Genomic DNA, 13,969 nt, shown 5'->3' with positions numbered 1-13,969 from the left:
ATTTTTTAATTTTCGAAAAAGAAGGTGAGAACCTTGATTTTTGCACTAGACATTGGCACGCGTTCAGTAGTTGGCATTATTTTAAAGGAAACAGACGGGCAATATCAAGTTGAGGACATGGTCATTAAAGAACATGAAGAACGGGCAATGCTTGACGGGCAAATTCACGATGTGCTCGCTGTTGCGAAAGTCATTATCGATATAAAAAAAATATTAGAGGAACGACACGGACCTCTTACCCGTGTATGTGTTGCAGCTGCAGGACGCTCATTAAAAACAGAAAAAGGGAAAATTACTATTTCAATAAAAGGAAAGCCTCTTTTAACACACGAGGATGTAGCGTATCTAGAACTTGCTGCTGTTCAACAAGCACAAACTACGTTAGCCGAAAAATCATCTATCGAAAAAAGTCATCATTATTATTGTGTCGGTTATTCCGTCACACGATACGAAATCGAAGGAGAAGAAATCGGCAACTTAATTGATCAGCAAGGAGACGAGGCAAGCGTTGAAGTGATCGCTACATTTTTACCGAGACTCGTTGTTGAGTCACTTCTTGCCGCACTACAACGCGCCCATTTGGAAATGGAGGCGCTAACACTTGAACCGATTGCTGCATTGAACGTACTTATTCCTCCAACTATGAGACGATTAAATATAGCGCTCGTAGATATCGGGGCAGGAACGTCTGATATCGCCATTACCGATCTCGGTACAGTCATCGCCTACGGCATGGTACCGATGGCAGGAGATGAAATTACTGAAGCCATTTCAGATGCGTATTTACTTGATTTTCCTCTTGCTGAACAAGCGAAACGTGACTTGCATACAAAAGAAACGATAACGATTACAGACGTTCTCGGTTTTGAAACGGAAGTACTACGAGAACAAATGATTACAACGATTTCAGATGCAATCGATCGCCTCGCTGATGCGATCAGCAAAGAAATTTTGCGGTTAAACAATCATCAACCACCAAAAGCAGTCATGCTCGTTGGAGGAGGAAGCTTAACACCTGAACTGCCAAAACGGCTCGCTCAAAAGCTTCATCTCCCCGAAAATCGCGTGGCTATTCGCGGTATTGATGCCATCCAAAAATTGCACATTGACCGTGAGGAGATGAAACATCGACCAGAACTCGTCACTCCGATTGGAATTGCAATTGCTGCAAAGCAAACGCCTATTCAATACGTAACAGTTCATGTAAATGGTCAGCCTATTCGCCTATTTGATATGAAACAACTGACGATTGGCGATGCGCTATTAGCAGTCGGTATTCAATTACATAAACTGTATGGAAAACCCGGCCTCGCTTGCGTTGTGACGTTAAACGGGCAAACGATTACTATACCAGGGACGTACGGCGAACCACCGCTCATAATGAAAAATGGTGAACGAGCCACATTTGATACACCGATTACAAACGGGGACGACATCGTTGTTGAAAAAGGACGAGACGGCAAACAGGCGACCGTTCACCTTCGTGACTTACTTGAATCATTGCCGACAAAACAAGTGACAATTAACGGACAACGATATACGATTGAGCCTGTTATATTACGAAACGGACAACATGTTTCTCTCGATACCGTTTTATGTGATCGAGATGACATTGTCGTTCACATGCCTGAAACGATTGAACAACTTTTACAAGCGACAAAAAACGAGCATCTTATCCAGCAACTCGAACCGTTTACATTCATATTGAACGAAAAAAAAATCACGTTTCCTGAATGGAGTGGAACAATATATCGGAATGGAATCGAATGCCAACGCTATGCCACATTTGAAGACGGAGACACGATCGTTGTTCATAAACAAAACGAGCGAACGATTGCTCAAATTGCCGAAGCAAAACAGCTGAAACTGTATTATTCCATGCCAATTATATTTCATGGGGAAACATTGACGTTAACGAAACAAATCGGCGCGTTTTATCGTGACGGTGTTGAGCTTAGCGACAACGATACGGTCCAACATGGAGACGTGCTTCAATTCTATGAAAAAAAAATGGAACCTTTCATTTTTCAAGATATATTTCAATATGTCGAAGTCGCTATTCCTCACGGGGCTTCAACAACGTTTACATTGCTTAAAAACGGCGAACCGACAACATTTTATGAACCGCTCGCACCAGGAGATCAACTCGAAATTGTTTGGGATAAGAAAAACTAAATGGATTGTAAAAAAAGCAACTATGAACGCGCCATAGTTGCTTTTTCTTTTATTTTAAGTTTTCTGGATTTAACGGCTCTAATTGTGGGATAACAAATCGACCGTCTTTACGAATGAGTACGCCGTCAAAGTAAATTTCACCGCCACCATATTCTGGGCGTTGAATCATAACCATATCCCAATGAATGTTGGAATGGTTGCCGTTGTATGCTTCATCGTAACATTGACCTGGTGTAAAGTGGAAACTTCCATCAATTTTTTCATCGAACAAAATATCTTGCATCGGATGTTGAATGTAGGGATTGACTCCGATCGCGAATTCGCCAATATAGCGCGCTCCTTCATCGGTATCGAAAATTTGGTTGATGCGCTCTGTATCATTAGCGGTTGCTTCAATAATTTTCCCATCTTTAAACGTTAATTTCACGTTCTCAAACGTAAATCCTTGATAAGGGGATGGTGTATTAAATGTAATTGTACCATTTACCGAATCACGTACAGGAGCAGTATACACTTCCCCATCTGGAATGTTCATCTGACCCGAACATTTTACAGCAGGAATATCTTTGATTGAGAACGTTAAATCTGTACCCGGCCCTGTAATGCGTACTTCGTCAGTTTTATTCATCAGTTCGACGAGCGCGTCCATCGCTCTATCCATTTTTCCGTAGTCTAAGTTACATACATTGAAATAAAAATCTTCAAACGCCTCCGTGCTCATTTTCGCAAGCTGAGCCATCGACGGATTAGGGTAACGGAGCACGACCCATTTCGTTTTCGGCACACGAATGTCACGGTGCACTTTTTGCATAATTGTTTTTCCGTGAATTTTCATTTTGTCAGCTGGCACATCAGCAAACTCATTGATGTTATCGCCCGCACGTAAACCGATGTAGGCATCCATTTGTTTCATAACATTTGCTTCAAATTCAGCCATCATGTTAAACTGCTCTTCTTGTGCACCGAGCAAAAGTGCGCGATCAACTTGATGGTCTTTTAACGACACAAACGGGTAAGCGCCTACGGCATACACCTCGCGCACAAGAGCGATGACAAGCTCCCGCTGTAAACCGAAATTTTCAATTAATACTTTTTCACCTTTTTGTAAACGGAGCGAGTAATGGATTAAATTTTTTGCTAACTTTTCAATACGCGGGTCTTTCATTTTGTATTCCTCCATTCCATCATATGTACATGTATATTGTAACCGATCCACAAAAAATTTGGAGTTTTTTGCAGGATTTTTTCTCATTTTGTCGAATGAAAAGTAAGATAGCTAGAAAGGAGTTCTTTACAATGGATATCGTTTTATACAGTAGTGTTGCGCTCATCGCGATCGCCTTTCTTGTTTTAGTCATTTATGTCGTTCAAACATTGAAAACTTTGCAAACAACATTACAACACGTAGCAAAAACCGTTGAGGAAGTCGAAAAACAAATGCATGAAATCGGGAAAGAAACGGCACAATTACTACATAAGACGAACGCGCTCGCAGATGATATGCATAAAAAAGCTGAAAGCTTGCAAAGTGTATTTGATGCGGTCAAACAAGTAGGTGTAACCGTTCAATCATTTAACGATTCAATATGTAAAACGTTAGCAACAAATGAAAAAAAAATTACACAGGCGATTCAATGGGGGCAAACACTCATTGAACTATGGACGAAATGGAAAGGAAAACGAAAATAAGGAGGAGTTTGTATGTCAAAAAATCATTCTTTTCTACTCGGTGCTATTGTTGGCGGCATTGCCGGTGCTGCAACTGCATTATTTTTATCGAGCGAAAAAGGAAAACAACTATTGCATGAATCCACTATTCGAGGGGAACAAATATTACATGATTTATCTGGAGTAAAAAACGAACCAAGCAACGTAGATCAAGAGGAGCAAAAACCGTTCCCATCCATTTCCATCCCACTCCCTTCATCGGATGTCGAACAATCGGATGTCGAACAGTTGTTAAAAGAAACGGAACAAGCTGTTCATGATGTAGAAAAACGTTTGAATAAAGGAAATGATACACATGGAGAAAATTGAAACAATCGAACAGTTTGAGCAAATCTGTTTGTCACAGCGACCATTTTTATTTTTGAAAAATAGTCTTACATGTCCAATTAGCCATCGGGCATGGATAGAGTTTGAGCAATTTACACATGACTTCCCACATATTCATGCATATTACTTACATGTGCAACACGCTCGCCCGTTGTCGCAACATATTGCACAAATGTTTCATGTGAGACACGAATCTCCTCAAGTGCTATGGATCACCGAACAAGGTGCACAATGGCACGCTTCGCATTGGAACGTCACGTATGAGGAGATGAAAAAAGCAACTATGAGCGCATCATAGTTGCTTTTTTACTTATACGTGAACCGATTGCTCATATTTCTCTTGAAACTTTTGAATATCGCCCGCTCCCATAAAAATGAGCACAGCATCATGATGTTTTTTCAACATATCGACTTGTTCTTCATGCAAAAGCTTTGCTCCGTCAATTCTTGCACGCAAATCTTCGATCGATAATTTCCCTTGATGCTCCCGCGCCGATCCGAAAATATCGCACAAATATACGGCGTCAGCGAGCGATAAACTTTCCGCAAACTGTTGTAAAAATGTTAGTGTTCTTGTATACGTATGCGGTTGAAAAATCGCAACAACTTCGCGCTCCGGATATTTTTGCCTTGCTGCCTCAACTGTTGCCCGTATTTCTGTCGGATGATGGGCATAATCATCAATAAGCACTTGAGAGCCAAACAGCTTCTCATTGAAACGGCGTTTCACACCAGGGAAATTCGTTAAGCGTTCTTGAATAATGTTAACATCGATTCCTTCATAATGGCAAAGCGCAATGACTGCAAGCGCATTGAGTACATTATGATCGCCATATCGCGGAATATGAAAAGGCGCGAAAAATGTATGGCGTACAAACACGTCAAACGATGTTCCTTCCGGCGTCTTCACAATATTGCGCGCTTGAAAATCATTATCTTCTCCGAAACCATAAAAAACGACAGGTACTTTAGCTTGGATTTTTTGTAAATACTCATCATCTCCGCAAGCAATGATCCCTTTCCTTACTTGCCATGCCATTTGTTGAAATGCTGAGAATACATCTTCAATATTAGCGAAGTAATCAGGATGGTCAAAATCAATGTTCGTCATAATGGCATAATCGGGAGAATAAGCTAGAAAGTGACGACGATATTCACACGCTTCAAACACAAAATATTTACTTTCTTCCTGACCTTTTCCGGAACCATCTCCAATCAAATATGACGTTGGCTGTGCTCCTTGCATAACATGAGCAAGCAACCCTGTCGTTGATGTTTTTCCATGAGCACCTGTGACAGCGACACTCGTGAATTTTTTCGAAAACTCACCTAAAAACTGATGATAACGAACAACCGGTACACCGAGCTCGCGCGCCGCCACAATTTCTTCATGAGTATCTGGAAATGCGTTACCTGCAATCACGATCATATTTTTTTGAATATTTTCGGCGCTGAACGGGAAAATAGGGATTCCTCTCTTTTCTAAAGCTTCTTGCGTAAAAAATCGTTTATCGTAGTCTGAACCTTGCACGACACATTTCATATCGTGTAACACTTGAGCAAGTGCACTCATTCCAGTTCCTTTAATGCCGACAAAATGATAAATAGTCATAAAAAAACCTCCACCAACTATCGTTGATCTATATAACAGTATATGACACAAATTTCGTTTTGCTCTTTTTCATCTTATGTAACAACGTTCATTATACCATCGTTTCACTGCGATGATAAGAAAAACTGATAGAAGAGACGTTCTTCTATCAGTTTTTCCGCGTTACTGAGGTGTATACTCAACTTTTTCAAGGCGCGGATTCGGCCGATAGCGTCGGCCGGCTTTCGCTTGATGCTTTCCATTTAATAACACGTTATCGCCAGTAAAACCGATATGTACTTTTAACAAGCTGCTCCCCACTCCGTACATATCGACCGGCACACCTTGTTTTTCAAACTCAATAATGCGCTGCTCATTAAATCCGCCGCTTACAACAATTTTTACATGCTCAAATCCTTCACGATCAAGCGCCTCACGCAAAGCAAAAATAAGTGGTGGGTTAACACCGCGCGGATCAAATGTTCCAAGCACTTCTGGATGGCGAATAAAATATTGGTCGATCATCGTTCGTGACGTATCAACGCGAACGGCCTTTAACTTATCCCCAAATTCGTGAGCCACTTTTAACGCGTCTGTGATACAGTCATTGTTATAGTCAACGAGAACAATTAAATCATCATCTGGATATTTCGCATGGTACGCCTTTGTCGCGGCAACGACATCGCCATCAAACAATTGAATGAGCGCATGCGGCATCGTTCCCATTCCTTGTTTTCCCCACCATTCGTTCATCGCATGCGTCGCTTGGGCAGTTGAGCCGCCAATAAAAGCAGCATACCCATCACCTGCTTGCATCATAAAGTGATCATCACGATCTCCCATAAAAATGATCGGCTTTTGCACGCCGGATAATGCCGCCGCCTTTACAACGTTATATACGTTCGTTGCCACAGATGTGCGACGAGCTAAAATGCCGTCAATAATTCCTTCTAAATATCCGAAATTTTGATATGGACCTGTAATAGTCAACACCGTTTCAAATGGGCTAATTTTATCGCCGTCTTTTAACGAATAAATTTCTAATTTTTCTGGCTCATCAGCAAACGTATGTAACAATGCAATGACTTCATCTGTCCCGCATAACACAGCATGTTCCTTTTGAAAAAATTGCATCGTAACAATGTTATTCGGACGAAACTCTTTCACGATTTCACGCGTCTTCAAAAAATATACGGCTGAAAACCAGCCATCTCGCACACGCTCATCAAATTTAAACGTTTTATTTGTTAGCCGTTTAATTTTCCCTTGTAATTTCAATTCAATTTCTTTCATTTTGCTTTCCCCTTCAGCCATCGTTTTCACGTATTTAGCATAGCATGTTTTTTATTTCACGACTACTCTATCTAAATCGTGTCTTGTAGTTGTTCAAGATCTTGTTCATTAATTAACACATCGCGCGGCTTGCTTCCTTTTGGTGCCGATACAATTCCACGCTGCTCCATCATTTCAATTAAACGAGCCGCTCGGTTGTACCCAATACGAAAACGACGTTGTAAGCTCGATGTGGAGGCACCACCTTGTTGAACGACAAACTCACACGCTTCATAAAACAGTTCATCATCTTCATCAGCTTGTGTATGTTGTTGCAATAGCTCATCATGTTGAAATAAATACGACGGCTCCATTTGCTGACGCACATGGGACACGACGCGCTCGATTTCCTCATCAGACACAAAATTGCCTTGTAAGCGAATTGGTTTTGCTGTTCCATTTTCTAAAAATAACATATCGCCGCGACCGAGTAATTTTTCTGCTCCATTCATATCGATAATCGTGCGCGAATCAATTTGTGACGATACGGAAAAGGCGATGCGCGTTGGAATATTCGCCTTAATTAGTCCGGTAATGACATCAACAGATGGTCTTTGTGTAGCAACAAGCAAATGGATACCACACGCCCGCGCTTTTTGTGCGATGCGACAAATTGCCTCCTCGACATCAGCTGGCGCAACCATCATTAAATCTGCTAATTCATCAATGACAATAACAATATAAGGTAGATGTTGTTCTGGCTTTTGTGCTTTTCGCACTAACTCATTATAACGAACGATATCGCGCACACCTGTATGTGCAAACAACTCATATCTTCTCTCCATTTCACATACAGCCCATTTTAACGCTGCTGTTGCTGCCTTTGCATCTGTAATAACGGGGCTGACTAAATGTGGAATATGATTGTATGGCGCAAGCTCGACCATTTTCGGGTCAATAAGGAGCAGCTTGACATCACGTGGCGTCGCTTTATACAACAAGCTGACTAACATCGCATTCATACATACGCTTTTTCCTGATCCAGTTGCACCGGCAATTAATCCGTGTGGCATCTTTTTTAAATCGGTTACGATCGGTTTACCTGAAATATCTAATCCTAGCGCAACCGTCAATGGAGAGGTTGACTGTTGAAACGCTTCGCTTTGTAACACTTCACGAATGAAAACAGGGCGGCTTGAGCGATTAGGCACTTCGATCCCAATCGTGTTTTTCCCCGGAATGGGAGCTTCAATACGAATATCTACAGCCGCTAAATTTAATTTAATATCGTCCGCTAAATTCGTAATTTTATTCACTTTTACACCAAGTTCTGGCTGGACTTCAAAACGGGTAACCGTCGGACCTTGCGTCACGTGAACAACTGTTGCTCCAACGTTAAAATTTTTAAACGTTTCGTTGAGACGCTCAGCTTGTTCTTTTAGCCACGCCTCATCGTCTTCGTGGCGAATGAGTGGAAGTTGTAACAACGACAGCGACGGAAATACGTACGCTTGCTTTTCTTTCCGCTCCTTCCACTTTTCTCGATCTTGTTTCAACATCATCACGTTATACGGTACACCGCTTCGCTGACGTACCCGTTCTTCTTTGTGCTGTTGCCCTGGCATTTCTTCATCTTTTTCATTAACATGCTCGTTTTCTTCTTGTATATCCGGTTTTTGCTCTTGCTGTACATGTTTTTCTAGTCGTATCATATCGTTCGTCTCTTCCTTCGGACATTCGCTTACTTGTAGATGCACCCGTTCCCCTTTTTCGACTTCGTCAACAGCTGGAAGTTCAAATTCGACTACTCCCTCATTTTCGTTTTTTCGTTCGACACGTTCTATTCGTCTATAACCAAATACAGGAGACGGAACATCGGTTGGGCGAAATGCATGCGATTCGTTGCGCGTACGTTCTGGGCGGTACGTTTTTTGTTCAAACGAAACGATTTGTGGCGATGGTTGTTTTTGTTCATATGTGCTTTCTTTTGGTTCATCTGGAATTAATGGAAAACGAAACTTTCCTTTCGGATATTCGTAAACGACCTTTGCTTCAATTTCTTTATGTTCGTTCATCGGCATAGACGGAGGATGTTTACGATTTTCTTTCGTCTCATCATCCCCCCTGAATAAATAGCGAAGTAATGCCTTTAACAAGCCCATTTTATTCTCACTCTTTCTTTCTTTGTGCATTCGGTTTTATTTTACCACAAAAAAAGCTGACTACCGCAACGGAAGTCAGCTGAAAAATGGTTGCCCTACTTCGTATTCATCATTCAAAACAAGAATGCCTTTCTCTTGCGGAGCGTTCGGTAAGTCTAGTTCGCGCGCAGAACAAATCATTCCGTACGACTTCACTCCTCGCAATTCCGCTTCTTGAATGACGAGACCGCTTGGCATAACCGCTCCGACTTTTGCTACAACCACTTTTTGTCCTGCGGCTACGTTCGGAGCCCCACATACAATTTGTAACGTTTCGTTTCCAACATCTACTTGACAAACGCTTAGTTTATCAGCATTCGGATGTTTCTCTTTTTCTTTTACATAACCGACGACAAATTTTGGCGATAAATCAGCTGTTACTTGTTCATTTACGCCATTTTTTTTCAATATATCGTTAATTGTCGCAATCACTTGTTCTGTTAATTCAACGACGCCATTTCCTTCAAATGCACCGTATGTAGATGCTTGAAAAATATTGTAGCCGACCGTTTCCCCTGTCTGCTCATTAAAAATGCGCACAACATCTCCCTTTTTCTCAAAAGCACGTGCTTGTGGATCAACAGCTTTCAACGTAATAAGCAACGTATCGCCAATCCCTTCACGATTGTAAAATACATTCATTGTTTCTCATCCTTTCGATGATTTTTTCCAAGAATAAAAATGGGTTGAAGTTGTCCTTCTTCGTATAAAAAGGAAAGCGCAGTAATCGGCACTCTGCCGCTCGCGAAAAAACTCATTGTCAACTGCGCAAGTACATCATAGCCGATTTCATTTTCAATGTCAGCAATAATGAGTACATCTTGATGAGGAACAGCGAGTAACATCGTTCCTTTTATTTTTTCAGAAAACTTTTTCAAAAAAGCGTCGTTTAATATACGACTTGCATCATATCCATCGTTTGTGTTCAAAAAGTAAAACGTATTGCCGGCGACACGATCTTCTTTCACCGTCGTCGGCAATGAGCGAACGTTAAAGCGGGCAACTTCTTTTAATTGTTGCACATCCCATCGTTCCGATTCGACTAAACGTTCATCAATTAGCCGATACGTCGTCCCTAAATCGAGAGCGTAATAAATGCGCGTTTCTGCCGTATGTTCGTCATAAATAAACATCGTTCCTTCGTTCGTCTTTGTCGGGAATGAGGTAGAACGAATGACTGGATATATATGCTTTTCTTTTCCATGTAACGACGAATGATCATGTAATGCAGTTAATGTTTGTTCGACGTAATAAACGACTTCGTCAATGGCACGCTCTTTCTCAATTTCCCATTTTGCGATAATTGGTGGCAAGGAGATCGTCACTCCTTTTTTCGTTTCCCGATGTTCAATTCGGAGCGTATCTTTTTTCCGATCCCATCGAAAATCCCATGGATAATGAGATAGCCGCTGTTGAATGTGATCGCTTATTTGCCGACTATTCATTACGCCCACCTAAACTTTGTTGAATAAACGCTACAATTTCTTCTTTTGTTTTCCGATCTTTGCTCACAAACCGTCCACGTTCTCGCCCATTTTCATATGCAATAAAACTCGGAATGCCAAATACGTTATGCTCCGTAAACAAATCGATCAACTGATCGCGATCAACAGCATAAAACGTATAGTCTGAAAACTGTGCTTCAATTTCTGGTAAAATTGGTTTTATTACTTGACAATCTGGGCACCAATCAGCCGTAAACATCATAATCACTTTTCCACGCTGAATGACTTCATTGTATTGCTCGATGCTTTCAATCATTTTCATCTATTTATCCACCCTTTCTTATGCTCATATTGCCCTTTTAACATATAAACAATATGTGTATACATATTTGTTCGATCGAGCGTTCCGTTTGTCAAAATGCCAATCGCCCCTTCATTAGAACGGACATCGCGACGATTTGCATATTCATCTATAACTTCAGCCAATTCTTTTCCACGCTTCAATTGGATCCCAATTTCATCAGGTAGCGGAATGCGCGCCCCTCCTGCGACAACGACGACTCCATCTCGGTCAACGAGCGCGCCCCAGTTGCATAACCAAATCGTCTCATCTTGTGCAATAAATACGCCACCTTCTAAACCAATCCCGATATGCGCTTGTTGTTCACGGACGGCTAATGTCGCACGCTCGATCGCTCCTTGCAACGTTTCTTCATCGGAGAAAGGTTGCTTTGACACGCTCGGTTGCACATCACTTGCGATGATCGTATGATGCATCTCGTGAAATACAGCTTGTACCGCCTTCACTTTCGTACTGTTTTTCGTTCCAACGGCAACTTTCATCTCACATTCCCCTTAAGCATTGTGACGAATTGCATCTACTGTCGCGCGATCGCATTGTTTAACAAGAGCGACTAATAGCTGTTTGGCCGCTTCGTAATCATCTATGTGAACGATGGAAGCATGCGTATGAATATAACGAGCACAAACGCCAATAACAGCTGAAGGGACGCCGCTATTAACCGTATGCACTCTTCCTGCATCCGTTCCACCGCCTGGCGAAACGAAATATTGATAAGGGATACGATGCGTTTCCGCTGTATCTAAAATAAACTCTCGCATGCCGCGATGTGTAATCATCGTGCGATCATAAATGCGGACAAGCGCGCCTTTACCAAGATGCCCAAACTCTTTTTCATCCCCTGTCATATCGTTTGCTGGGCTTGCATCTAGTGCGAAGAAAATATCTGGTTGGATCATTGTTGCTGCCGTTTGCGCCCCACGAAGACCTACTTCCTCTTGAACAGTCGCTCCAGAATATAGTACATTCGGCAACGTTTCATCTTTTAACTCTTTTAATAACTCAATGGCTAAACCACAACCGTAACGATTGTCCCACGCTTTCGCCATCACTTTTTTTCCGTTCGCCATCGGTGTAAACGGACAAATCGGCACAATTTGTTGTCCTGGACGAATACCCATGCGCTCCGCATCAGCACGATCATCCGCTCCAACATCAATAAGCATATGTTTTATATCCATCGGCTTTTTCCTTTGCTCTTCGTCAAGCAAATGAGGTGGGATCGAGCCGATCACACCAACAACTGGTCCGTGATCCGTTATAATGTGCACACGCTGAGCTAGCAATACTTGACTCCACCAACTGCCAAGCGGTTGAAAGCGAATCATTCCTTGTTCAGTGATGGCGGTGACCATAAAACCAACTTCGTCCATATGTCCAGCAACCATCACTACTGGTCCATTTCCTTTGCCACGCTTCACACCAAAAATGCTTCCGAGACGATCTTGCACAATATCATCAGCATATTTTTGTAATTGTTCACGCATGAAAGCGCGCACCGCATGTTCATTTCCCGGCGCTCCTGGCAATTCGGTTAACGTTTGAAACAATTGCAAATCCATCATGATTTCCCCTTTCTTTGCTCGCTATTTGTCATTGTAGCGAATTTTACATGTAGTTTCCACTCGCACAATTCGGTATACTAAAAGAAAAATGGAGGAATGTATAATGCGTATAAAAACGTTTCTAACCGGTATCGTTGTCGGTGCGACGGCAGCATACATATGGAATGAGTGGCAACATAACCGATTGATTTCATCTGAGCAAGCGCTTCAAAAAGCAAAACAGGCGTTTCAACAAACAGGTGAGATTACTGGATCATGGATTCAAACGACCGTTGAGACAGTTGAAAAAAATGGCCTTCGCTACAACATTTATCGCGGCGGAATTACCTGTCCTACTGGTGCATATGAATGCCTCATTGATGCAAAAACCGGAACGATTATTGAAGCAAAAAAACTGTAAAACCCAAGCAAAGCAGCTTGGGTTTTACTGACGTTTAAGCGATTCAACGATTTGAAACTCATCGTTCCAACGAACAGCTCGGTAGTACGTATCGTGATAAAATGTAAACCATGCTCTGTTTTCAACTCCGTAAGCTATCCATTTTTGTTTAGCGAAAATGGATGTCATCGGATAATCATCATATGCCATAACCCAAAGTGGATTTTGATGCGCATGTGTCGGCATTAAATCGCCGAGATGAATAGCTGTCTCTCCTTCAGATGTAATGATAATAATCGCATGTCCATCACTGTGGCCACCTGTATGAACCATCGTAACACCTGGAACAACTTCTAACTGTTCTGCGAACGTATCAACTTGGTCAACAATGGCTTCCCAATTTTCTTCCCAATACGTATTACGCGAGCGAATGTTTGGCTCTTTCATCTCGGCCCACTCTACTGCTGATGTGATGATGCGGGCGCGCGGAAACATCGGGACAAGCGTGTCTCCCTCCCATTTTGTTAAGCCGCTCGCATGATCAAAATGCAAATGTGTCATTAACACAAGATCAATATCCTCCGGTTTTAAAGAAAGGAGGGCTAACTGTTCCTCTAAAGCAGATTCTTCTGTTACACCAAAATTACGCTTTTGCTTTTCCGTTAGCTTCCCTCGTCCAATCCCTGATTCGATGAGTATATGTTTCCCACCTACCTGCAATAAAATCGGGTCGGTACGAAGCGGAATTTGGTTATGGTCGTTACATGGATATTTTTTTACCCAAAGCGGTTTTGGCACAACGCCAAACATCGCTCCCCCATCTAAATGAGTAATTCCCCCATTCAGCCACGTCATTGTTGCTTGACCGATCGTTAATTTCTCCATCTATTTTCCCCCTTGCCCTCTTTCACTCTCCATTTTAACA

15 protein-coding genes are annotated in these 13,969 nt (G+C 42.0%); 5 read left to right on the top strand and 10 right to left on the bottom strand.

The genetic code is table 11. The annotated features are described in order from the left end of the window. Positions 1 to 24 precede the first annotated feature (24 nt). Positions 25 to 2,175, top strand: a complete 2,151-nt coding sequence (pilM, locus tag BM213_RS01850; RefSeq protein WP_091700312.1) for a cell division protein FtsA — start codon at positions 25 to 27, stop codon at positions 2,173 to 2,175. Between the two features lie 49 nt (positions 2,176 to 2,224). Here the strand turns inward: pilM and BM213_RS01845 are convergent, their stop codons facing one another. Further along, the gene (locus tag BM213_RS01845) at positions 2,225 to 3,340 is read right to left on the bottom strand and encodes an aminopeptidase (RefSeq protein WP_091700310.1); all 1,116 of its coding nucleotides are present in this window, start codon (positions 3,338 to 3,340) and stop codon (positions 2,225 to 2,227) included. Positions 3,341 to 3,471: 131 nt separating this feature from the next. Between BM213_RS01845 and BM213_RS01840 the strand changes: the two genes are divergently transcribed. Genes BM213_RS01840 through ytxJ form a run of 3 tightly spaced genes read left to right on the top strand, consistent with a single transcriptional unit; the run spans position 3,472 to position 4,528 of the window. Continuing rightward, a complete protein-coding gene (locus tag BM213_RS01840) occupies positions 3,472 to 3,864 on the top strand; it encodes a DUF948 domain-containing protein (protein WP_091700308.1) in 393 nt (130 codons plus the stop codon). 12 nt (positions 3,865 to 3,876) lie between these two features. Continuing rightward, positions 3,877 to 4,212 carry a YtxH domain-containing protein gene (locus BM213_RS01835; protein WP_091700306.1) on the top strand — a complete coding sequence of 112 codons (336 nt, stop codon included), beginning with the start codon at positions 3,877 to 3,879 and terminating at the stop codon, positions 4,210 to 4,212. Next, the gene (gene ytxJ / locus BM213_RS01830; protein WP_091700304.1) at positions 4,199 to 4,528 is read left to right on the top strand and encodes a bacillithiol system redox-active protein YtxJ; all 330 of its coding nucleotides are present in this window, start codon (positions 4,199 to 4,201) and stop codon (positions 4,526 to 4,528) included. The genes BM213_RS01835 and ytxJ overlap by 14 nt, the downstream gene beginning before the upstream one ends. A gap of 12 nt (positions 4,529 to 4,540) precedes the next feature. Here ytxJ and murC read toward each other — a convergent pair whose 3' ends face one another. The 8 genes from murC to BM213_RS01790 all read right to left on the bottom strand — a co-directional run bounded on the left by murC (position 4,541) and on the right by BM213_RS01790 (position 12,662). Then, complete coding sequence (murC, locus tag BM213_RS01825; protein ID WP_091700302.1) at positions 4,541 to 5,842, bottom strand: UDP-N-acetylmuramate--L-alanine ligase; 1,302 nt, start codon at positions 5,840 to 5,842, stop codon at positions 4,541 to 4,543. 162 nt (positions 5,843 to 6,004) lie between these two features. Beyond that, on the bottom strand, positions 6,005 to 7,114 hold the full coding sequence (locus tag BM213_RS01820) for a nicotinate phosphoribosyltransferase (RefSeq protein ID WP_091700300.1): 1,110 nt from the start codon (positions 7,112 to 7,114) through the stop codon (positions 6,005 to 6,007). A gap of 71 nt (positions 7,115 to 7,185) precedes the next feature. Next, positions 7,186 to 9,255: a DNA translocase FtsK gene (locus BM213_RS01815; RefSeq protein WP_091700298.1), complete on the bottom strand. Its 2,070-nt coding sequence runs from the start codon at positions 9,253 to 9,255 to the stop codon at positions 7,186 to 7,188. A gap of 75 nt (positions 9,256 to 9,330) precedes the next feature. Next, a complete protein-coding gene (gene ytpR, locus BM213_RS01810; protein WP_091700296.1) occupies positions 9,331 to 9,936 on the bottom strand; it encodes a YtpR family tRNA-binding protein in 606 nt (201 codons plus the stop codon). Next, entirely contained in the window at positions 9,933 to 10,739 is an 807-nt protein-coding gene (locus BM213_RS01805) for a DUF1444 domain-containing protein (protein WP_091700294.1), read from the bottom strand. Before BM213_RS01805 ends, ytpR begins: the two co-directional genes overlap by 4 nt. Next, positions 10,732 to 11,061: a thioredoxin family protein gene (locus tag BM213_RS01800; protein ID WP_091700291.1), complete on the bottom strand. Its 330-nt coding sequence runs from the start codon at positions 11,059 to 11,061 to the stop codon at positions 10,732 to 10,734. Before BM213_RS01800 ends, BM213_RS01805 begins: the two co-directional genes overlap by 8 nt. Beyond that, a complete protein-coding gene (locus BM213_RS01795) occupies positions 11,058 to 11,582 on the bottom strand; it encodes a DUF84 family protein (protein WP_091700289.1) in 525 nt (174 codons plus the stop codon). Before BM213_RS01795 ends, BM213_RS01800 begins: the two co-directional genes overlap by 4 nt. A gap of 12 nt (positions 11,583 to 11,594) precedes the next feature. Then, a complete protein-coding gene (locus BM213_RS01790) occupies positions 11,595 to 12,662 on the bottom strand; it encodes a M42 family metallopeptidase (RefSeq protein WP_091700287.1) in 1,068 nt (355 codons plus the stop codon). A 106-nt stretch (positions 12,663 to 12,768) separates the two neighbouring features. Here BM213_RS01790 and BM213_RS01785 point away from each other — a divergent pair, with 106 nt between their 5' ends. Further along, a complete protein-coding gene (locus BM213_RS01785; protein ID WP_091700285.1) occupies positions 12,769 to 13,065 on the top strand; it encodes a PepSY domain-containing protein in 297 nt (98 codons plus the stop codon). A 24-nt stretch (positions 13,066 to 13,089) separates the two neighbouring features. On the opposite strand, the gene BM213_RS01780 is transcribed toward BM213_RS01785, so the two are convergent. After that, on the bottom strand, positions 13,090 to 13,929 hold the full coding sequence (locus tag BM213_RS01780) for a YtnP family quorum-quenching lactonase (protein ID WP_091700283.1): 840 nt from the start codon (positions 13,927 to 13,929) through the stop codon (positions 13,090 to 13,092). Between the last annotated feature and the right edge of the window lie 40 nt (positions 13,930 to 13,969).

This window comes from Anoxybacillus pushchinoensis, from assembly GCF_900111795.1.
GTDB lineage: Bacteria > Bacillota > Bacilli > Bacillales > Anoxybacillaceae > Anoxybacillus > Anoxybacillus pushchinoensis.
The sequence above is the reverse complement of the archived record's forward strand: the minus strand, read 5'-3'. Positions and strand labels throughout refer to the sequence as shown.

Bases quoted from the DNA above. Each gene is read 5' to 3' on its own strand.
- ytxJ (WP_091700304.1), top strand. From the start codon at position 4,199: ATGGAGAAAATTGAAACAATCGAACAGTTTGAGCAAATCTGTTTGTCA.
- BM213_RS01815 (WP_091700298.1), bottom strand. From the start codon at position 9,255: ATGGGCTTGTTAAAGGCATTACTTCGCTATTTATTCAGGGGGGATGAT.
- BM213_RS01805 (WP_091700294.1), bottom strand. From the start codon at position 10,739: ATGAATAGTCGGCAAATAAGCGATCACATTCAACAGCGGCTATCTCAT.
- BM213_RS01795 (WP_091700289.1), bottom strand. From the start codon at position 11,582: ATGAAAGTTGCCGTTGGAACGAAAAACAGTACGAAAGTGAAGGCGGTA.
- BM213_RS01820 (WP_091700300.1), bottom strand. From the start codon at position 7,114: ATGAAAGAAATTGAATTGAAATTACAAGGGAAAATTAAACGGCTAACA.
- BM213_RS01840 (WP_091700308.1), top strand. From the start codon at position 3,472: ATGGATATCGTTTTATACAGTAGTGTTGCGCTCATCGCGATCGCCTTT.
- BM213_RS01790 (WP_091700287.1), bottom strand. From the start codon at position 12,662: ATGGATTTGCAATTGTTTCAAACGTTAACCGAATTGCCAGGAGCGCCG.
- BM213_RS01785 (WP_091700285.1), top strand. From the start codon at position 12,769: ATGCGTATAAAAACGTTTCTAACCGGTATCGTTGTCGGTGCGACGGCA.
- BM213_RS01835 (WP_091700306.1), top strand. From the start codon at position 3,877: ATGTCAAAAAATCATTCTTTTCTACTCGGTGCTATTGTTGGCGGCATT.
- BM213_RS01780 (WP_091700283.1), bottom strand. From the start codon at position 13,929: ATGGAGAAATTAACGATCGGTCAAGCAACAATGACGTGGCTGAATGGG.
- murC (WP_091700302.1), bottom strand. From the start codon at position 5,842: ATGACTATTTATCATTTTGTCGGCATTAAAGGAACTGGAATGAGTGCA.
- ytpR (WP_091700296.1), bottom strand. From the start codon at position 9,936: ATGAATGTATTTTACAATCGTGAAGGGATTGGCGATACGTTGCTTATT.
- BM213_RS01845 (WP_091700310.1), bottom strand. From the start codon at position 3,340: ATGAAAGACCCGCGTATTGAAAAGTTAGCAAAAAATTTAATCCATTAC.
- BM213_RS01800 (WP_091700291.1), bottom strand. From the start codon at position 11,061: ATGAAAATGATTGAAAGCATCGAGCAATACAATGAAGTCATTCAGCGT.